This is a genomic window from Rossellomorea sp. GAMAL-10_SWC, assembly GCF_049568075.1.
GTDB lineage: Bacteria > Bacillota > Bacilli > Bacillales > Bacillaceae_G > Gottfriedia.
Genome location: NZ_CP144911.1, coordinates 4,490,413 through 4,509,710 on the forward strand (window position 1 = coordinate 4,490,413; position 19,298 = coordinate 4,509,710).

Annotated in this window: 19 protein-coding genes and 1 pseudogene; 12 read left to right on the plus strand and 8 right to left on the minus strand. The window is 33.2% G+C overall.

All coding sequences use genetic code 11. The features are described from left to right. Window positions 1–65: 65 nt before the first annotated feature. The 4 genes from V5E38_RS21755 to V5E38_RS21770 all read left to right on the plus strand — a co-directional run bounded on the left by V5E38_RS21755 (window position 66) and on the right by V5E38_RS21770 (window position 5,089). Window positions 66–2,213 (plus strand): YhgE/Pip family protein, encoded by a 2,148-nt coding sequence (locus V5E38_RS21755; RefSeq protein WP_499211420.1) that lies wholly within the window; start codon window positions 66–68, stop codon window positions 2,211–2,213. A 108-nt stretch (window positions 2,214–2,321) separates the two neighbouring features. Beyond that, complete coding sequence (locus tag V5E38_RS21760) at window positions 2,322–3,248, plus strand: glycosyltransferase family 2 protein (protein WP_097974805.1); 927 nt, start codon at window positions 2,322–2,324, stop codon at window positions 3,246–3,248. A gap of 112 nt (window positions 3,249–3,360) precedes the next feature. Further along, window positions 3,361–4,344 (plus strand): YeiH family protein, encoded by a 984-nt coding sequence (locus V5E38_RS21765; RefSeq protein ID WP_499211421.1) that lies wholly within the window; start codon window positions 3,361–3,363, stop codon window positions 4,342–4,344. Between the two features lie 76 nt (window positions 4,345–4,420). Next, window positions 4,421–5,089: a uracil-DNA glycosylase gene (locus V5E38_RS21770; protein ID WP_499211422.1), complete on the plus strand. Its 669-nt coding sequence runs from the start codon at window positions 4,421–4,423 to the stop codon at window positions 5,087–5,089. Window positions 5,090–5,236: 147 nt separating this feature from the next. Here V5E38_RS21770 and V5E38_RS21775 read toward each other — a convergent pair whose 3' ends face one another. After that, the gene (locus V5E38_RS21775; protein WP_499211423.1) at window positions 5,237–6,049 is read right to left on the minus strand and encodes a Cof-type HAD-IIB family hydrolase; all 813 of its coding nucleotides are present in this window, start codon (window positions 6,047–6,049) and stop codon (window positions 5,237–5,239) included. A 139-nt stretch (window positions 6,050–6,188) separates the two neighbouring features. On the opposite strand from V5E38_RS21775, the gene V5E38_RS21780 reads away from it, so the two are divergent. Both V5E38_RS21780 and V5E38_RS21785 read left to right on the plus strand, forming a co-directional pair. After that, window positions 6,189–6,476 carry a YwdI family protein gene (locus tag V5E38_RS21780; protein WP_141437768.1) on the plus strand — a complete coding sequence of 96 codons (288 nt, stop codon included), beginning with the start codon at window positions 6,189–6,191 and terminating at the stop codon, window positions 6,474–6,476. Between the two features lie 18 nt (window positions 6,477–6,494). Then, a complete protein-coding gene (locus tag V5E38_RS21785; RefSeq protein WP_097974814.1) occupies window positions 6,495–6,860 on the plus strand; it encodes a DUF423 domain-containing protein in 366 nt (121 codons plus the stop codon). 51 nt (window positions 6,861–6,911) lie between these two features. Here the strand turns inward: V5E38_RS21785 and gerQ are convergent, their stop codons facing one another. The 3 genes from gerQ to hemQ all read right to left on the minus strand — a co-directional run bounded on the left by gerQ (window position 6,912) and on the right by hemQ (window position 8,729). Continuing rightward, window positions 6,912–7,304: a spore coat protein GerQ gene (gene gerQ, locus V5E38_RS21790; RefSeq protein ID WP_499211424.1), complete on the minus strand. Its 393-nt coding sequence runs from the start codon at window positions 7,302–7,304 to the stop codon at window positions 6,912–6,914. A 28-nt stretch (window positions 7,305–7,332) separates the two neighbouring features. Then, window positions 7,333–7,761, minus strand: a complete 429-nt coding sequence (locus V5E38_RS21795) for a cell wall hydrolase (protein ID WP_387325217.1) — start codon at window positions 7,759–7,761, stop codon at window positions 7,333–7,335. 221 nt (window positions 7,762–7,982) lie between these two features. Then, entirely contained in the window at window positions 7,983–8,729 is a 747-nt protein-coding gene (hemQ, locus tag V5E38_RS21800) for a hydrogen peroxide-dependent heme synthase (protein ID WP_097974818.1), read from the minus strand. A gap of 235 nt (window positions 8,730–8,964) precedes the next feature. On the opposite strand from hemQ, the gene pta reads away from it, so the two are divergent. Next, a complete protein-coding gene (gene pta / locus V5E38_RS21805) occupies window positions 8,965–9,936 on the plus strand; it encodes a phosphate acetyltransferase (protein ID WP_499211425.1) in 972 nt (323 codons plus the stop codon). Between the two features lie 102 nt (window positions 9,937–10,038). Here pta and lipL read toward each other — a convergent pair whose 3' ends face one another. Further along, window positions 10,039–10,884: a lipoate--protein ligase family protein gene (gene lipL / locus V5E38_RS21810; RefSeq protein WP_499211426.1), complete on the minus strand. Its 846-nt coding sequence runs from the start codon at window positions 10,882–10,884 to the stop codon at window positions 10,039–10,041. Window positions 10,885–11,068: 184 nt separating this feature from the next. On the opposite strand from lipL, the pseudogene V5E38_RS21815 reads away from it, so the two are divergent. Beyond that, window positions 11,069–11,992 (plus strand): annotated as a pseudogene (locus tag V5E38_RS21815) (iron-hydroxamate ABC transporter substrate-binding protein). Between the two features lie 95 nt (window positions 11,993–12,087). On the opposite strand, the gene V5E38_RS21820 reads toward V5E38_RS21815, so the two are convergent. Then, on the minus strand, window positions 12,088–12,936 hold the full coding sequence (locus tag V5E38_RS21820) for an RsfA family transcriptional regulator (protein ID WP_499213625.1): 849 nt from the start codon (window positions 12,934–12,936) through the stop codon (window positions 12,088–12,090). Window positions 12,937–13,156: 220 nt separating this feature from the next. On the opposite strand from V5E38_RS21820, the gene V5E38_RS21825 reads away from it, so the two are divergent. Both V5E38_RS21825 and V5E38_RS21830 read left to right on the plus strand, forming a co-directional pair. Next, window positions 13,157–13,384, plus strand: coding sequence for a YuzB family protein (locus V5E38_RS21825; RefSeq protein ID WP_025671004.1), 228 nt, complete (start codon window positions 13,157–13,159; stop codon window positions 13,382–13,384). A 581-nt stretch (window positions 13,385–13,965) separates the two neighbouring features. After that, window positions 13,966–15,279 (plus strand): HD domain-containing protein, encoded by a 1,314-nt coding sequence (locus V5E38_RS21830; protein WP_499211427.1) that lies wholly within the window; start codon window positions 13,966–13,968, stop codon window positions 15,277–15,279. A 128-nt stretch (window positions 15,280–15,407) separates the two neighbouring features. On the opposite strand, the gene thmT is transcribed toward V5E38_RS21830, so the two are convergent. Beyond that, the gene (thmT, locus tag V5E38_RS21835) at window positions 15,408–15,593 is read right to left on the minus strand and encodes a 2-hydroxymuconate tautomerase (protein ID WP_025671006.1); all 186 of its coding nucleotides are present in this window, start codon (window positions 15,591–15,593) and stop codon (window positions 15,408–15,410) included. A gap of 164 nt (window positions 15,594–15,757) precedes the next feature. Between thmT and V5E38_RS21840 the strand changes: the two genes are divergently transcribed. Further along, window positions 15,758–16,426 carry a site-2 protease family protein gene (locus V5E38_RS21840; protein ID WP_387325231.1) on the plus strand — a complete coding sequence of 223 codons (669 nt, stop codon included), beginning with the start codon at window positions 15,758–15,760 and terminating at the stop codon, window positions 16,424–16,426. Window positions 16,427–16,436: 10 nt separating this feature from the next. Further along, a complete protein-coding gene (locus V5E38_RS21845) occupies window positions 16,437–16,949 on the plus strand; it encodes a YwhD family protein (RefSeq protein ID WP_499211428.1) in 513 nt (170 codons plus the stop codon). A 285-nt stretch (window positions 16,950–17,234) separates the two neighbouring features. On the opposite strand, the gene V5E38_RS21850 is transcribed toward V5E38_RS21845, so the two are convergent. After that, complete coding sequence (locus V5E38_RS21850; protein ID WP_499211429.1) at window positions 17,235–19,253, minus strand: transglycosylase domain-containing protein; 2,019 nt, start codon at window positions 19,251–19,253, stop codon at window positions 17,235–17,237. Window positions 19,254–19,298: the final 45 nt, after the last annotated feature.

Genomic DNA, 19,298 nt, shown 5'->3' on the forward strand with positions numbered 1-19,298 from the left:
CTTTAAGAATAGTTAGGCATTATTTATTGCATACTATTTAAAAATTAAGATTAGGTGATTTATAGGTGAGTTCAATATTTGAAATCTATTTTCGTGATGTAAAGCGAGTTGTAACAAATTGGGCTGCATTGATGATTATCATTGGTTTAATTATCATGCCCTCAATGTATGCATGGTTTAACATAAAGTCTTCTTGGGATCCGTACGGCAATACAAAGGGTTTAAAAATTGCAATAGTAAATGAGGATCGTGGTGCTACTGTCTTAAACAATAAAATTAATATCGGTAACGAAGTAATACATTCTTTAAAACAAAATCCTTCTTTAGGCTGGAGATTTACAAGTAAAAAAGTCGCAAATGAAGGCGTTAAACAAGGAAAATATTACGCTAGTATTTTAATTCCGAATGATTTTTCAACTAAAATTAGCACAGTTTTAACAGATCATCCTCAAAAACCTGAACTAGTTTATCAAGTTAACGAAAAACTAAATATTGTTGCGCCTAAATATACTGAAAAAGGTGCAACCGGTATTGCGAGTGAGATTACAAAGAAATTTGAAAAGACCGTAAGTAAGGAAGTATTGCAGGAATTTAATAAAATAGGAATAGATTTACAAGCAAATTTACCTGAAATAAAAAAATTTGAGCAAATGGTTTTTAAGCTTGAAAAAGATTTACCCGAAATAAAGACAACTGTGAATACAGCCTTAAATGACTATAAAAAAGTACAGAGTATTATTCAATCTACAAAAAAAGACATGGAATTGATTAATAACATCGTAGCAAATGGTGAAAAATTAACGGCTAGCTTAAGTGGGTTTTTTAATCAAATTAACAAAGCAATTCAAGATTCAACTCCTTTTATTAAAGAGACACTTAACCTACTCCAAAACCAGTCTGTTGTTATACAAAGTACTTTATCACAATTACAGAATCAAACGATTAGTCAAGACGATTCCATGAGGCTATCGAATGATATCGGAAAAGTACTACCGAATTCAAAAAATATGGTTACTTCTTTAAATCAAGTTCTTCAATCGTTTAATAGCTTAGGTACTAAAGCAGATTTTAGTAAAGATGTAAGTTCATTAAAAGATTTAGAATCAGATTTAATGATGATTCAAAATGAGAATGCTCAATTAAAAAGTGCAATACAAAGTGGAAACGGTGTACCGAATGATTTACTTCAAAAAATGAATGAGAGCGCGGCAAGTATAAATAACAAAATAAACAATCTAACTGGAAATTTTGATCAAGATTTAGCGCCAAAAATAAGTGAAGCTTCAAGATTAGTGAATGAATCATTAAAAAATACCCAAACTGTTTTGGCTGATGCAAAAACGAGTATACCTACAATAAAAGGTGTACTCCAGGACACATCAAATTTATTAGCAACCAAAAAGGGTGATATACAACAATTAGTAAATGAGTTACCAATGATTGAAGCGAAAATAAAAAAAATAGCGAATGAGATTAGAAAGGCTAAAGAAAAAGGAAGCATCGAGGATTTAATAAATTTTCTACGAACAGATATCGAAAAGGTAAGCGACTTTTATTCCAGCCCAATCGCAATAAAAAAGGAGCGAATGTTTCCGATACCGAATTATGGCACAGGCTTGACTCCTTTTTATACAACCTTGTCGTTATGGGTAGGAGCTTTATTAATGGTATCGTTATTAACTACTGAAGTTCATGAAGAAAAACCATATAAAAGTAGAGAAGTTTATTTTGGAAGATTATTGACCTTTATAACTATTGGGATATTACAGACATTAGTAGTGACTACCGGTAACTTCCTAATACTAGGAACATATGCAGCAAGTAAAGGTTATTTTATCTTATTTGCACTATTGATTAGCATTGTATTTACGTTTATTGTTTATACGCTTGTTTCAGTTTTCGGTAATATCGGGAAAGGCATCGGTATTATCTTTTTGGTTCTCCAAATATCTGGAGCGGGAGGAGTTTATCCGATTCAAGTAACTCCGCCATTTTTCCAAAAAATAAATCCGTTTCTACCTTTTACCTATGCATTAAGCTTATTAAGGGAGGCGACTGGTGGGATCGTTTGGGAAACCATTTATAAGGACCTTCTAATACTAGTTCTTTTTGTCATTATTGCAATCATAGTGGGGGTAGTTCTTAAAGCAACTATTAATAAAAGAGCAAGTAAAATTGCGGATCTTTCCAAGAAGAGTAGACTCATCCATTAGTCGTTTGAAAAAATAAATCCATATAAAAATCATTGAACTGTTTTGCCAAGTGCTATAACATAGATAAAAGTTATATCTTCATAGCTTTAGGAGAAGTAGGTGTTTTTTATGAAATTATCAGTTGTTGTATATTGCTATAACAATGGAGAAAATTTTGAGAGATTTCACGTTAATTTATCAAATACAGTAAAGTTACTTAAAGAAGATTATGAAATTATTTATATAAACGACGGAAGTGATGATGATACACTACTAGCACTTCAAGTCGTTGCAAATCATAGCAGTCATTTAAAATATATCTCGTTTACTCGCCGATTCGGAAGAGAGGGAGCAATTTGTGCTGGACTTGAACATGCAAAAGGCGATGTAGTCATCCTAATGGATGGAAACTTTGTACATCCACCAAATGTTATTTTAGAGATGATGGATGAATACAAAAAGGGGTATAACCATGTAGTTGCATCGAAAAAAATAGAGAATTCAGTTCTAAAAAAAGCAAAAAAAGGCATTTTTGAGAAGGTTATTAAAAAATTTGTGGACCCTGATATTTTGCAAAACGAATCAGACTTTCGTTTGTTAAGCAGAAAAGTAGTAAATGCAATTTTAAGCATGCCTGAATCAAACCGCTATTCAAAAGGTATTTTTAACTGGATTGGTTACAAAATAAAAACGATTGAGTATGAAATAACATCAAGAATCATTAACAAAGAGTCAGAAGTAAAAAGACTAGATTCGATAAAAAGATCCATTGAATATATACTGTGCTTTAATACAAGACCATTGAGGTTGTTAACGAAAGTCGGATTACTATTAATTGGTATAAGTATTGTAATCTTTATTATGATGAGCTTTAAAGTTCTTTTAGTTGGGATTAGAATTCCTGGTTTATATACCATTTCCAATTTCATTATGTTATTTGGCGGAGTTCAAATCTTGATGATTGGAGTTTTAGGCGAATATTTAGGTAAGATCTATTACGAAACCAAAAGAAGACCCCAATACATTATTGAGGCTTCAAGCTATGATGAAAATTAAATTTTACGATTTGATAAATTTGGAAATTCGACAAGAATCTTGTCGAATTTCTTTTTTCGTTACATAATATTCATAGATAGAATAATATTTTTATGAAAGCTTGGAGAATAAAATGGGGAATATTTATAAAGCTATTCCGGGGGTAGTTCTTTGCCTTTTAATTGCACTTATTAGTGAATCACTTTCTTATATATTACCGGTTGGAGCAGCAACATTTTCAATATTAATCGGGTTGATTGTCGGTAATACAGTACACTTAAATTCTTATTTTGAAGGCGGTAGAAAGTTTGCAGAAAGTAAATTATTAGAGGTCTCAATATTTTTATTAGGAGCAACGATCAGCATTCAAATGATTAGCCTACTAGGATTAAAAGGAATTTTGTTAATCGTGACACAAATGTGTTTAGTCATCATTTTTACGATTTGGTTAGGCGAAAAATTAGGTTTTGGTTTGAATTTTAGCTATTTAATGGCAAGTGGAAATGCAGTTTGCGGTTCATCAGCAATTGGCGCAACAGCCCCAGCTATACAAGCCACGCAAGAAGAAAAGGGACTGGCTGTCACACTTGTAAATATGATGGGAACAATCTTAATGTTTATTCTGCCTTTAATAGCATCTGTATTATATCACTTAGAAACATTGCCGACCTCTGCACTTATCGGAAGTACATTACAATCAGTGGGACAAGTAGTTGCTAGTGGTAGTTTAGTGAATGATGAAGTAAAGAATTATGCCACTTTATTTAAACTAATTCGAGTAGTTTTTTTAGTTTTTGTAGTTTTTAGCTTATCTACTATAAAAAGAAGACACATAGAAGAGGAATCTATTGAAAAAGTAAAAATCCAATTTCCTTGGTATGTAATTGGATTTGTCATCCTTTGTGTTTTTTATAGTTTAGGATTGCTACCAGGTTGGGCTGCGAATATTTCAAATAAGACCAGTCACTTATTTGAAATTATTGCACTTGCCGCAATAGGTTTAAATGTAAATCTAAAAATGATCATTAAACAAGGGAAGTCACTTTCACTTTATGCATTAAGCATCGTAGGTTTTCAAATCATCATCGCAATTTTGCTAATTCAAGTAATCTATTAAAAATCGCGAACAACGACAAGAAACAACAAAACAGAGCTATTTCTCGGGAAATTTCGTCAGGAAAGGTGGTATTTCATTGCTTCAACTATCATCAAATTGGAGAGAAAAATTAAAATCAGAGTTTGAAAAACCGTATTTTAAAGATTTATTGCAATTTCTTGAAAAAGAATACAAGGAACAAACAATATACCCTGCCAAAGAGCATTTATTTCAGGCTTTAAACGAGTGTTCATATGAAGATTGTAAAGTTGTGATTATTGGACAAGATCCTTATCATCAGCCAGGTCAAGCGCATGGGTTAAGTTTTTCAGTATTACCGGGAGTAAAAATACCCCCTTCTTTAAGAAATATTTATAAAGAGTTAAATAGCGATTTAGGGTTAGAAATACCAACGAGCGGTTATTTAATTAAGTGGGCGAAGCAGGGGATTTTATTATTAAATACTGTTTTAACTGTTCGGGAAGGGGAACCAAATTCCCACAAAAATAAAGGGTGGGAACTATTTACGAATACGATCTTATCCGAGTTAAATAAGCAAGATCGTCCGGTTATATTTGTTTTATGGGGTAAACATGCTCAAGCTAAAGAAGAATTGATTACGAGTAACCAACACGTAATATTAAAATCACATCATCCAAGTCCATTGTCAGCTAGTAGAGGATTCTTTGGAAGTAAACCATTTTCACAAATTAACCAAAAACTAGTAGAACTTCAACTAGAACCGATTGACTGGACAGTAGAGTAATTAATAAATGAGATTTAAAGAAGGGTTGTCTTAATAGACAGCCCTCAGACTGTTGACAAACGCTTGCAATCAGTCTGAAAATCAGGTTATTTGTACTTTGTCTACATACTGAGGGTTGTCTTAATAGATAGACCTTTCTTGTGTTTATTAATTATTACTCAATATAAACTTTTCAACAACTTTAGCGACACCATCTTCATTATTTGTAGAAGTGACATAATCTGCCTGTTGCTTAATTTCTTCAGGAGCATTTCCCATCGCAACGCCTAGTCCAGCAAATTTAATCATCGGTAGGTCATTATATCCATCTCCTACAGCGATTACTTCGTCTTGTCGAATTCCTAAAATTTGAATTAAGTGATTTAGACTTTTACCTTTATCTACTTCACTGTTCGTTAGTTCTAAAAAGAATGGCTTTGAGCGCATGACACTAATTTTACCTTCCAGCTCTTTTTGAAGTATTTTTTCAACTTGAGCTAATTTTTCTGGATCCTCCAACATTAATAATTTTACAACGTCATTTTGAACATGCTCAGTAAAGCTACTTACTTCTTTAATAGGCATGCCTGTGAGCTGGCCTTCGATATCAGTATATTGATTCCCTTTTTCTGTAATAATATCATTTTCAACATATGTATGAACGAAGACATTATGTTTCTTACTAATCTCATAAAGTTCATGTGCTTGCTCTTTTGTTAGTGTACATTCATAAACATTATTTTTTGTTCGATAGTCAGTAATGATTCCTCCGTTAAATGATAGGACATAGCTACCATAATCATGTAGTAATAGTTCCTCAGCTAACTTATGCATAGCAAAGGTTGGTCTACCGGAAGCTAACACTACTTTTACACCCATATCTTGAGCTTTGAGTAAAGCTTCCTTCGTTTTATGCGAAATAACATGTTGATCCGTTAAAAGTGTGTCATCGATATCCAAAACGATCATTTTATAGTTCAAATTATATTACCTCCTAAAAATTAACTTTTTTAGTATACCACCGTTCGATTAAAATAGTGCTTAATTTGGTTGGTATTCGCTTTCAGAAAAAAGCCATAGTATAATAGGGTTTATTGGATTGTGTTAATAAAGTTTGGTGGTGATTTATCTGAATATCAGTGTAGAAAAAGTAATCCAGCAAATTGAAAATGAGTTACATAAGGCAAAAGTAAGTACGCAAAAACCTGGACAGCTTCGAGAAAGAATTGCCAGTATTCGTTCTTTATGTGAGTTACTTCTTGAAGACGAGAGCAATGTTGAGGTTCCAAAGAATATAGTAACTAGTAGTATCGTTCAATCAATACCAAGTCAGCCTATTATGTCCAGACCTTCTGCTATGCCTAAATTGGATGACTCGGAACAAAGTGGATCATTATTAGATTTTTAAGATAAAGGGGGAGAAGAAGTGAAACTATTTTTCTTATTTGGTAGTATTTTTGCATTTTTAGCAATCGCATTAGGTGCATTTGGAGCACATGGACTTGAGGGGAAAATTTCCGAAAGATCACTTCAAATTTGGCAAAAAGCTGTTCAATATCAAATGTTTCAAACAGGTGGACTATTTATCATTGCATTTTTAATTGATAAATTTGGTTCAACAACTCAATTAATGTGGGCGGGATGGTTATCTATAATTGGAATCATCTTATTCTCAGGAAGCTTGTACATATTAAGTGTATCTGGAATTAAAATACTAGGTGCGATTACTCCACTAGGTGGTTTAGCATTTTTAGTAGCTTGGATATTAGTAGGAATTTCAGTAATGAAATAAGAAAAGTGTTCAATAAAAGTGCAATTATTGCACTTTATTGAACACTTTTTTTTAAAGTTGATAAGGCAATGCTATTTCTTCGTCAAATGTGACGTAATCTAAGTAAATTGTCAACAGTATGAAAGTTTTGGTTGTATTTACATCTCTGAGTACAATATGATCACGTCCAGCTCCCATAATATACCCTACAAATACTTGTTGTTGGTGACCAGAGAAAGTCATATAAACCGTAGCAATTTTCCCACGATTTGCTCTAAGTATATTTTCTACATAGGATTGTTCAAACATACTAGCCGAGGCAGTAACTTGCCCTTGTTGGGTAATCATACCGCCTGATGGGGCTGCATATCCTTGCCCCTGTCCGGTTTGTTGTCCTTGCCCTTGCCCTTGGGCAGGTTGCGCCGCACGATAAAGATTTGGATAATATTCGTAAGGATTACTCAAAGAAAAAACCTCCCTTAGTTAAATCAAATTAAACACTGTAAACTTTAGGACAATCTTCAGCTGTTGGTTGATAAAAGCAATGCGACTTAAATCTTCCCGCAAGTTTTTGGTTAAACCAAGTTCCTGGGCATGAACCTGCAGGTCGGAAAAACCATAGGCCATAAGTTGCTGGCCAAAAACGCTGTCCTGCTATTACTTTTCTAGATAGCTCAATATCTTGGTCCCTGGCACGTTGATAAAAGTAAGATTTTTGAACAGCTTCGAATCCACCTGGATTCTGATAAACCATATCTTTTATACTTCGAATGTCTCTAAAATCTAAGCAATCACATAAAACCCTATTAACACATACATTACCAACCATTAACATACCTTCTACACCTTCGCCTTCAGCTTCAGCACGCATTAATCTAGCAAGTAAAGCAACCTCAGCGTCAGTATAACGAATTACAGCCATAAAAAAGCCTCCTCATCCGAATTAAATATTCTGCATGAATCCCATTGGTGATCGGAAAGCGAGGACTAATTAGTTCGTTCACTACTGTAACTATATTAAAATTGAAAGAAACATATGACATCTTTTCCAACAGGAAAATAAAAAAACTTCTCAAAAAAGAGAAGTCTTTTAATTTATATACTATGACTGTTCATATTCAGTGGATACACTTAAGTATTCAATTATACGTAAAGATATTTTGAGAATGCATCTTCTTTTAGAATTGTTCCAACAAAGAATGAACCAAATACTCCATAACGAGCACTTACTTCATCAAAGCGCATTTCATAGATTAACTTTTTGAATTGAAGTACGTCTTCAGAGAATAAAGTAACGCCCCATTCATAATCATCAAAACCTACAGAACCAGTAATAATTTGTTTAACTTTACCAGCGTAACCACGACCAATTTTTCCATGGCTGTACATCATTTCTTTACGAGCACCTGAAGGAAGCATGTACCAATTATCTTCGCCTTCACGCTTTTTATCCATTGGATAGAAGCATACGTATTGAGATTTTGGTAAAGCAGGGTAAAGTCTAGCGCGAACATGCGGATTTTGATATGGATCGCCATCTTCTTCGCTTAAGTAATTACTTAATTCAACTACAGAAACGTATGAATAAGTTGGAATCATATACTGAGATAATGTAGTTTTATTAATTTCTGTTTCAATATGTAATAACTCATCCATTGTAGGTCGTAAAACCATAAACATAATGTCTGCTTTTTGACCTAAAATATTGTAAATAGCATGGCTACCTTCACCAGAATCAGCAACTTGATTCCATTTTGAGAAAACTTGTTGGAACTCTGTAATCGCTAGTTGACGCTCATCACTACCTAATTGTTTAAAAGCATGCCAATCCATACTTCTAAAATCATGTAAACAATACCAGCCATCTAAAGTTTTTGCAGCTTCACTCATTTTAAATCCCCCAAACGTTATCGTATTGATTTTCATTTATATAGCATACTACAAATAAAAGTATTTTGTAAAAACATACAAAATTATACAATATCCAAATTTAGTTAGAAAATTAGGAATTAATTTACTTTAAATGATAGCGCTTTATTAAATATATTATATTTCTCATTATTCTAAAAAGGTTTTATTCTAATTATGTACAAATAAAATAATTTTAAAGATTTTGGAGGCAATTATGAGCAACTTATTTGAAAGCATTAAACAAAAAGTATCAGGTAAAGGTATTTCAATTGTTTTACCAGAAGGTACAGATGAGAGAATCTTAACAGCAGCTGACAGACTAGCGAAAGAAGATGTATTAAAACCGATTTTAATAGGTAACGTACAAAACGTAAAAGAAAAAGCAAGTAGCTTAGGTTTAGAACTTCAAGGAGTAGAAATTTTAGACCCATCTACTTATAAAGAAATGGATCAATTAGTTGCTTCATTTGTTGAACGCCGTAAAGGAAAAGCAACAGAAGAGCAAGCTCGTAAAGCATTATTAGATCCGAACTACTTTGGAACGATGTTAGTATATGCAAGCATTGCTCATGGTTTAGTTAGTGGTGCTACTCATTCAACAGCAGATACAGTAAGACCAGCGCTTCAAATCATTAAAACTAAACCAGGCGTTACAAAAACATCTGGTGTATTTATCATGGTTCGTGAGGATGAGAAATACGTATTCGCAGATTGCGCGATTAATATTGCCCCAAATAGCCAAGATTTAGCTGAAATTGCAATTGAAAGTGCAAAAACAGCTAAATTATTTGACATTGACCCTAAAATCGCAATGTTAAGCTTTTCAACTAAAGGATCTGCAAAATCACCTGAAACTGAAAAGGTTGCTGAGGCTGTTAAAATTGCAAAAGAGCTTGCTCCTGAATTAACTTTAGATGGCGAGTTCCAATTTGATGCAGCATTTGTTCCATCTGTTGCAAAAAGCAAAGCTCCTGATTCAGTTATTCAAGGAGATGCTAATACATTCGTATTCCCAAGCTTAGAAGCAGGTAATATTGGTTACAAAATTGCTCAACGTTTAGGTAACTTTGAAGCAATCGGACCAATCCTACAAGGCTTAAATATGCCTGTTAACGACCTGTCTCGTGGTTGTAACAGTGAAGACGTTTATAAACTATCAATCATCACAGCTGCTCAGTCACTATAATTAGGACGGAGTTAAGGAAAAAGAGTGCTCTCTTAAGTCAATGAACTTTTGAGCACTCTTTTTTTATTGGAACACTTTTTGTTAGTTTAATTAATGTCATAATCACTCTTGCGTAGAACTAATATCCGAATTACGATCAATCATTCGTTGCAAATGATAATTATATAATTCTATTTCATCATCAAGTAAGGAGTTCGGTGTTAATTTTGGAGTTAATTTAATTAATGATTGAAGTAGTCTTGTCATTACATCCGTCACTGTAAGATCTAATGATAGTAGTTCGGAAAGCGATGCCATTGTATCAGGTATAATTGTAGGATATTTAAATGAAGTTTCTTTGTTATCAATCGCAATTTCATAAAAATCTTTAATAATTGAAGCACGTTTCGAACCACTTTCGTTAATACATAAATAAATTTGAACAGCAACCCCTTTACGTATCCTACGTTGAGAGATACCAGCAAATTTCTTGTTATCAATACTTAAATCAAAATCTCCAGGACAATATGATCCTACTATTTCTTTTGCCACTATTTTATTTGTTAAATCCTTAAACATATCTTGTATTAGTGCATACATCGTTTCATAACCATCATTAATTTGCAGTTTATGTTCAGCCTCTGGAAAGAGAATAGATATATTTAGAACCCCTTCATCTAAAACAACAGCAAGCCCACCTGAATTTCGCACGATTGCTTTGTATCCATGGTCATTAAGAAATTTAACCCCACTCGTTAAATTCGGTAGTCTAGTATCTTGTATTCCTAGAACTATTGTGTTGTGGTGTACCCAAGTTCGAATTGTCGTTGGAGACTCCATTTTCCCAATTTTTGTACATAATGTGTCATCTAATGCAAAAGATTGGATCGCCTCAAAGGATGGCCCTAAAGTTGATCCGTCTATAAAACGTATTTCATCTGTTTGTAACCGATTCAAATGTTGATTCATTAAATAAGCCCCTTGCGTTTTGCTTTTGTTTTCCTATTTTAGCATGATTTTAAACTAAATAAAAAAACTTCATATTCTAAATGTAAATATAAGTTGACAATAATTCGAATCCAACAAATAGTAAATAAATTAATGAAAATGATAATTGTTATCAATTATAAAACGATAAAAAAAGGAGATTCGAATGAAAAAGTTAATATTACCATTGATTCTTATTTTTGTTTTAATTACGAGTGCATGTAGCCGTAATTCGTCAGATAAGAAGGCGAGTACTTCAAAGATGGACGATCAACCTAAAACATTTACATATCAATCGGAAACTGGCCCCTTTGAAGTACCAACACATCCAAAACGCGTAATCTTACTTTCAGGTTTTACGGGTAATGTCATTTCTTTAGGAGTAAATGTTGTTGGGGTAGATGTTTGGTCAAAGAATAATCCAACCTTTAAGAAGGAATTAAAAGATGTAGCGGAAGTATCGGATGAGAACCTTGAAAAAATAATTGAATTAAAACCAGATTTAATAATTGGATTATCAAATATTAAAAATATAGATAAATTGAAAGAGATTGCTCCAACGGTAACATACACATGGGGTAAATTAGATTATTTAGCACAGCATATCGAAATTGGTAAACTGTTAAACAAAGAGAAGGAAGCAACAAAATGGGCTGATGACTTTAAACAACGCGCGGAAAAAGCCGGAGATGAAATTCGCGCTAAAATCAGTGAAGATGCAACTGTATCAGTATTTGAATCATAGGATAAACAGCTATATGTATTCGGTAATAATTGGGCACGCGGAACTGAAATACTTTACCAAGCAATGAAATTAAAAATGCCTGAGAAAGTAAAAGAAGTGGCTTTAAATGATGGTTATTATACACTTTCTACAGAAGTGCTACCACAATATGCTGGAGATTACATTATTTTAAGTAAATAAGCAGATGCAGATATATCGTTCCAGAAAACAGATACATATAAATCTATTCCAGCTGTAAAAAATAATCGTGTATATGAAATGCTTGGCAATGGCGCGTCGTTCAGTGACCCAGTTACACTTGAAAAACAGCTAGCATTCTTTAAAAAATCATTTTTAGGAAATTAATAGATTGTAACAGGATTTTCAAATTTAGTATGCATGAAAATAGAGGAACTAAATCTTAATTAAGATTTAGTTCCTCTATAATATAACTGACAATGTTATTCTGCAATTTTTTCTAAATTTCCGTTTTTATCCATTCTAAAGGATGTTGCTGCTGGTTTCTCTTCCTCTTCAAATAATACTAATTTTCTAGCACGGTTCATTATTTTCATCATTGTTTCATAGTCTTCTTGAACAGTAGTAGCGTCTTTTTCAAGCTTTTCTACTTGTCTCTGTAACTGTGAATTTCGTTCCTGTAATTGCATAAGCTCTCTTTTTAGTTGATCATTTTCACGGACTAAACGATCGCTACCAATCTGACTGCTTGAAAGACCTTGTAAAAACTGGATGACATCAAACATTGTAATTGAACTTTTTCTTGTATTCATTGGTGAAGCTGGTGGAGTCTGAATCTGTGATTGATACTGATTTTGAACGGAAGAAATACTTGAATAGATCTCAGTCGTTGGTTCCTCGTTATGTGTTACTTCTACACTCTCATCATTTTCAGTATCAGTTTCCACAAAAGACCCAAATTCTTGATCGAGTTCAACACCATATTCTAAATCTTGTTCATCATTTAAATAACGATCAAAATTACTAGATACATCTGTTTGTATATAACTAGATTCAGAAGGTGTATATAATAACTTTTTCTTAGCATCTTCACCTTTAGCGTGTCGAAGCTTTTCTTTACGGAATTTCTTAGCTAATTGAAGTGCCTTTTCATAATTATAGCGAACTACAGCATTCCAACGAAAACCACATGCAGCCGAAGTTCGTTCTAAAACATCGCCTACTTCTTCAAAGGCATTTAATTGGGTACTACCTTCTCGTACGTGACGTAAAACGGTTTCCGCTAAAAGTAAATCATTTTCTTCAGTCCAAGCATCCTGTCTTAATTTCATCATATAAATTTCCCCTCAACTTTCTTTTATTCAATTAATTGATTTAATTTCCTAGCTGATTAATAGAAGTTTGGACAAAAAAATAGAAAACTATACAAAAAATAGAAAATAGTAGAATACTATTCGGAGTGATTTAATTGGAAAACTTGCATGTCCTTTTTGGAACGAGTAAAATTACTGCTGAGTATGTTCAATTTAGAACAGAAAGGATTGTAAAAAAATGTCAAATGAATTTAGAATATGTGATGACTGCCAGGCGACAAATATTAAAACATTAGTCCCTCGCTTAAAAAGAATAGATGATGAAGCAGAGATTAAAATTGGTTGTCAATCTTACTGTGGACCAGGACGAAAAAAATCATTTTGTTTCGTAAACAATCGCCCCCTATCTGCACCTAACGAAGATGATCTACTTGTAAAGATAAAGTCAAAACTAGGTAAGAATTAAGCGCTCCTTCATCTTTAGGAGCGTTTTTTTGATATAATAAGAAATGCGGAAGGCGTTTGCTCAGCCCCGACAAGCATAAGACGAAGAACAATGAAGGTTGGTTTTTAACCTTTATTGGGCTTTGGCTTATGACCTCGAGGGGCTAACGCCTGGAGCTAGACAATATGAAATGTGGAGAAAGCTTTCGGAACTAGACACCATGAAATACCTATTTTAACTTTGATATCTAAGGGTTGAGAGATAAAAATTGATAATACATGCAGAAGGTTGGTTTTTACCTTCATTGGAATTTGGCTTATGACCTCGAGGGGCTAACGCCTGAGCTAGACAATCTGAAATGTGGAGAAAGCTTTCGGAACTAGACACCATGAAATACCTATTTTAACTTTGAAATCTAAGGGTTAAGAGATAAAAATTAATAATACACGCAGAAGGTTGGTTTTTACCTTCTTTGGAATTTGGCTTATGACTCGATGGGTTAATGCCTTAAGCAACAAAAGGAAAGATAAAAGAGTCCTGTTCAGAAAGTAAATCAATTAGCATATAAAGAATTAGTATACATATTGAAAGGGGGCCAAGATATGTCATATCGTTTCCAAAAGCTTTATGAGGAAAAAGTATTTAAAGATCCTGTACATCGTTATATTCACGTAAGAGATCAAGTTATTTGGGATTTAATCGGTACGAAAGAATTTCAGAGACTACGCAGAATTAAACAGCTTGGTACTACCTATCTGACGTTTCATGGAGCTGAGCATAGTCGATTTACTCACTCGCTTGGCGTTTATGAAATTATAAGACGTATGGTAGATGATGTTTTTTCTGGTCGTCCTGAATGGAATGATGATGATCGCTTATTAGCTCTTTGTGCTGGATTATTACATGATGTTGGTCATGGTCCTTTTTCGCATACATTTGAGAAGATATTTAATTTAGATCATGAGGAATTAACGAGAGAAATTATTGAGGGTTCAACAGAAATTAACGAAATCCTAAGAAAAGTAGGGGATGACTTTCCTAAGAAAGTATCAGAAGTCATTGAGAAAACATCGGCGAATAAGTTAGTTACGAGCATGATTTCAAGCCAAATTGATGCAGATCGAATGGATTATCTCCTTAGAGATGCATACTACACTGGCGTAAGTTACGGCAATTTTGATATGGAACGTATTTTGAGAATTATGCGTCCTCGTCCAGATGGAGTTGTTATTAAACAATCAGGTATGCATGCTGTTGAGCACTACTTAATTAGTCGATTCCAGATGTACTGGCAAGTTTATTTTCATCCTGTGTCTAGAAGTGCGGAAGCCATTTTACAAAAAATATTACAAAGGGCTAAATATTTGCATGAAAGAGGTTACCATTTTAATTATGTACCAGTGCATTTTGGTCATTTATTTGAAGGGAAAGTTGATTTAGATGAATATATCAAATTAGATGAATCGGTCCTTTTGTATTATTTCCAAGTATGGCAGGAGGAATCCGACCAAATCTTGAGTGATCTATGTCAACGATTCTTAAATCGAAAATTATTTCAATATGTAGACTTTGATACACAAAAACATACTGAAAAGTTTGCTGTATTAAAAGAGTTATTTTTAGAAATAGAGATAGATCCGGAATACTATTTAGTTATCGATACAATTTCAGACGAGGCCTATGATTACTTTAGGTATGGTGAAGAAGGTGGGAAGAAGCCGATTTTACTATTACAAACGAACGGTGATTTAAAAGAAATCTCGCGTAAATCAGAGCTAGTTGATGGAATAACTGGTAAAAAGTTATTCGATTCTAAGTTATATTTTCCTCACGATTTAATTTATAACGATCCTGATGAAAAGAAAAAGAAAGTAATCGAAATGATTGAAGAAATAGCAGGGGCTAAAAGAAGATAAAAATAGTAAACGGAAGTTATCCCCCGTTTACTCATTATTTAGACAAAATACTAAAAACTTGATTTTCAGACTGATTGAAAGCGTTTGGCGGGCAGTCTGACGTTTACTATTGATGTATGTAAGGATTTCTATTCGTCACTAAGGCGTTTGCCTGCAACTGCATAATGATTTTTTGTCATTTCTTCAATGAAAACAACAATCTTTTCAGTTGGAGCACCTGTTGTTTCACTTACAGCATCAGTAACTTTTTCAACTAATGCTTTCTTTTGTTCTTCAGTGCGACCTTCTAGCATTTTTACTGTAACGTATGGCATGTTATGACCTCCTTCGTTTTATCATTTTTATTATAACTCAGGAAGTCAGAATAATAACGATTAAATCAATTAACATTGAAGAAATCATAAAGAATAAATTAAACTATTAATAAATTAACTGTTCAATTACATAATACAGCAATTTTTCTCGAAAGGAGCAAAGAATGGGATCATTTTTTCAATATCCATTAAAAGATATACCATTAATATTATTAGTTGTTGCAATTTCGTTATCAGTCCATGAATTTGCGCATGCTTATGTAGCTTATAAATTTGGAGATGACACGGCAAAGAGACAAGGTAGATTAACGCTTTCTCCATTTAGACATTTAGACATTTTCGGTACAATTGCGATTATTATTTTAGGTTTTGGTTGGGCAAGACCAGTTCCTGTAAATCGCCATAATTTTAAACATCCGAGAATAGCAGGAATCTTAACTACTGCAGCGGGTCCGATTAGTAATCTAATTCTAGCGACACTTGGTTTAATCGCTTATTCATTATTATATAAATTCGGATTTTTTCATTCTTTCCCACAAGCACTATCACTTACATTAGATTCTTTTTTTAATATTTTCGTTCAAATGAATATAGTATTATTTGTATTTAACTTAATTCCTCTTCCACCACTAGATGGATATCGAATTTTAGAGGATTTAGCTCCTAATGATCTTCGTGCAAAAATGTCACAATATGAGCAGTATGGAGCATTTGTATTTTTAGTTTTAGTATTAACTCCATTAGATAACTATACAATTCAACCAATTTTCCAGGTTGCTATACCGTCAGTTTTCCACTGGATTAATTCAATCGTTACACCATTAATTTTTTAGGAGGGGCACAATGTCTGATCAACCAAAAAAGAAATCACTAGGTTTTAATATATTAAAAAATGATTCAACGAGTGGGCATGGCGGATTTGGTGTTGGAGCAATTAGTTTAGAAAATATTTCGCCAGTCTTTATTGATATACAAGAGAATGATGTTTTTGTAGATATCGGTGCAATGCACGCAAGAAGTTCAGTTGAAAAGGGGATCAAGTTTTTAACGAATGAGGATGAAGTTCCTAATGGAAAACCTTATTGGTTAGTGTGGGTCGCAACTGAGCGAACTGAAAGCGGTCCTTATTATGCTGGAATAACAGGTTGCTACATGACTGTTGATCGTGAAGCTAGAAGGGGATATAAGCTTCTTCCTGACCACGTAAATAAAATGGATAAAGCGATGAAACGTAAAATAATGGTTGAACAGATGGATGAAAAGTCTCGTAAATTATTAGCCAATTTCTTAAAATCGCACAATGAAGAGATGTGGAATAATTCATCTGAACAATTAAAAACTGAACTTTTAGGTTAGTATACTTTTTCGCACATTAAGTAAGTATAAATTGGCAGCGGATAATGAAAATCGACGCGGTTTCCAATTTTAGGTATTAAGTATAAGTGCAACTACGTCTCTGTCTTCGCCCTAGGGCTCGCCAATCGACGAGTTTTCTTTAGGTAAATTATATAAAAAATTTGAAGAAATCGTCGAATAATCTTTTTACATTTAAGACTAAATAAAGTAAACTAATAATAGCTTGGACAAAGCTAGGACTAGGACAAACAAAAGACCTTACCAATTTGGTGAGGTCTTTTGTTTTTACAGTAAATATTGTGAATACCAAGGCTTACTGTCCTTATTTACCTTTTTATGTTTTTGGTTTATTTTTTTATTTATACAAGATTTTGTAGGTTGTGTCCCTTTACGAAAATAAAGTGAAATTTTATCGCCACAGCCTTCTTTAAACAAAAGACCAGTCTTTTCATCTATAGCAACTTTAACTAGATCATTTGGTAATTTAGCGTCTATATTTTTATCCGATAAATTTGTCATAACTGATGCCCATACCTTCTTCGACAGTGTACCCTCCTCTACGGTTAAATTTTTTGAATAATCATACCCAACCCATACCCCAACAATAAGATTTGAATGGAATCCAATCATCCAGCTGTCCGTTTTCGTAGTACCGGTTTTACCATAATAATCTTTTGATAGTTCAGGAATAATACTAGTACCTGTTACTGGCAAGTAGCTTGAAAAATTTGTGTTGAACATTCCGTTCATTAGTTGTTTCAGTATAATGGTTTGATCTTTATCTAATCTTTGTTTTTTATCAAACTTTTCTTTAAAAATCGTCTTTCCATTTTGAGTCTTAATCTCTTTTACGAAATGAGGAATAACATCTTTACCATTATTCGCAATTAAAGCATATGCTCTTGTCATATCGAGCAATGAAGCATCTTGAGTGCCGAGGGCCATTGAAGGTAGTTTATTATTCGGTGTGGTTAAATGGAATAACTTCTGTGCTTTGATAAATTCGTCAGTACCGACTGCCTGTTGGGTTTTTACAGCGTATATATTGTCTGAAACAGCAATAGCTTTAGCTAGAGTAATTGAATCATGTGCGTATAGATTGCCACTATTTTTCGGGCTATATGAATCTCCATTTTCAAAGTGAAATATAGTAGGCTTACTTTGAAGTCTTGTTGATGGGGTATAACCATTTTCAAGTGCACTGTAATATAGAATTGGTTTTATTGTACTTCCTACTTGTCGTTTCGACGCTATTGCTCGATTAAATAAAAACTGTCCTTTCTCACGGCCTCCAGTCATCCCTAATACTTCACCAGTTTGACTATTTAATACGACTACACTAGCCTGTAAATCAGATTTTGGTCTAATATATTTATCAAATGCTTGATCAATATGCTTTTGAATAGCGGGATTAAATGTTGTATAAATTTGACTACCATTATTATTGATTGATTGTCCAATTAAAGTTGTAATCTCTTTTTGAACGCTTTGTTGAAAATAGGATGTAAATGAAGAATTTGAAGTATGTTTAATCGGTTTTAACTTTATCGTTTCATCAATTGCCTTTTTAACAGTTTTTGAGCTGATTAATTTATTCTGTTCTAGTGCTGATAAAATTCGTTGCTGCCTTTTCTTTACAAATGAAAAATGAACGTAAGGATCATATGTTGAAGGATTAGCCGGAATACTTAATAAAAATGTAGATTCACCAATTGTAAGCTCGTTTGTCTCTTTTCCTAAGAAGGTATTCGCCGCAGTCTCTAGACCATAAATACCATGTCCAAAATAGATAGTGTTTAAATATGCTTCTAATATTTTATTTTTACTGTAGGCTGACTCAAGTCTCATCGTTAAATAAGCCTCTTTTAATTTACGATTAATCGTTTTCTCTTGTGAAAGATATAAATTTTTTGCAAGTTGCTGAGTTATTGTACTTCCGCCTTGAGCGTATTGTCCCTTCGTTATATTAATTAAGATAGCAGAACCCAACCTTTTTAAGTCGAAGCCATGGTGATGAAAAAAATTACGATCCTCAGAAACTAAAATACTATTGATCGCAATTGGAGGCACATCTGCAATTTTAAGTGTTTTACGATTTTGAAGTAGCTTAGTTTTACTAATTAGCTTTTGATTGTGATCATAATAACTGGAATTTGACTCAATAAATAACGAAGGTTTTGTAGACGTAACTGCAAACAGATAGACACAAGATAAAAATAGTGTCCCTGAAATTGAAATAATCGTAAGTAAAATACCGACCTTTTGAAGTGTACGCCAATGAAAAGAGTAGTTGATATTATACAAAAACGTATCCTCCTCTTCATTCGTTTCTCTAATTTAATACTAGTA

Coding starts and splice junctions, on each gene's coding strand:
- V5E38_RS21760 (WP_097974805.1), top strand. CDS start 2,322: ATGAAATTATCAGTTGTTGTATATTGCTATAACAATGGAGAAAATTTT.
- V5E38_RS21765 (WP_499211421.1), top strand. CDS start 3,361: ATGGGGAATATTTATAAAGCTATTCCGGGGGTAGTTCTTTGCCTTTTA.
- V5E38_RS21795 (WP_387325217.1), bottom strand. CDS start 7,761: ATGGCTGTAATTCGTTATACTGACGCTGAGGTTGCTTTACTTGCTAGA.
- hemQ (WP_097974818.1), bottom strand. CDS start 8,729: ATGAGTGAAGCTGCAAAAACTTTAGATGGCTGGTATTGTTTACATGAT.
- pta (WP_499211425.1), top strand. CDS start 8,965: ATGAGCAACTTATTTGAAAGCATTAAACAAAAAGTATCAGGTAAAGGT.
- lipL (WP_499211426.1), bottom strand. CDS start 10,884: ATGAATCAACATTTGAATCGGTTACAAACAGATGAAATACGTTTTATA.
- V5E38_RS21820 (WP_499213625.1), bottom strand. CDS start 12,936: ATGAAATTAAGACAGGATGCTTGGACTGAAGAAAATGATTTACTTTTA.
- V5E38_RS21825 (WP_025671004.1), top strand. CDS start 13,157: ATGTCAAATGAATTTAGAATATGTGATGACTGCCAGGCGACAAATATT.
- V5E38_RS21830 (WP_499211427.1), top strand. CDS start 13,966: ATGTCATATCGTTTCCAAAAGCTTTATGAGGAAAAAGTATTTAAAGAT.
- thmT (WP_025671006.1), bottom strand. CDS start 15,593: ATGCCATACGTTACAGTAAAAATGCTAGAAGGTCGCACTGAAGAACAA.
- V5E38_RS21840 (WP_387325231.1), top strand. CDS start 15,758: ATGGGATCATTTTTTCAATATCCATTAAAAGATATACCATTAATATTA.
- V5E38_RS21845 (WP_499211428.1), top strand. CDS start 16,437: ATGTCTGATCAACCAAAAAAGAAATCACTAGGTTTTAATATATTAAAA.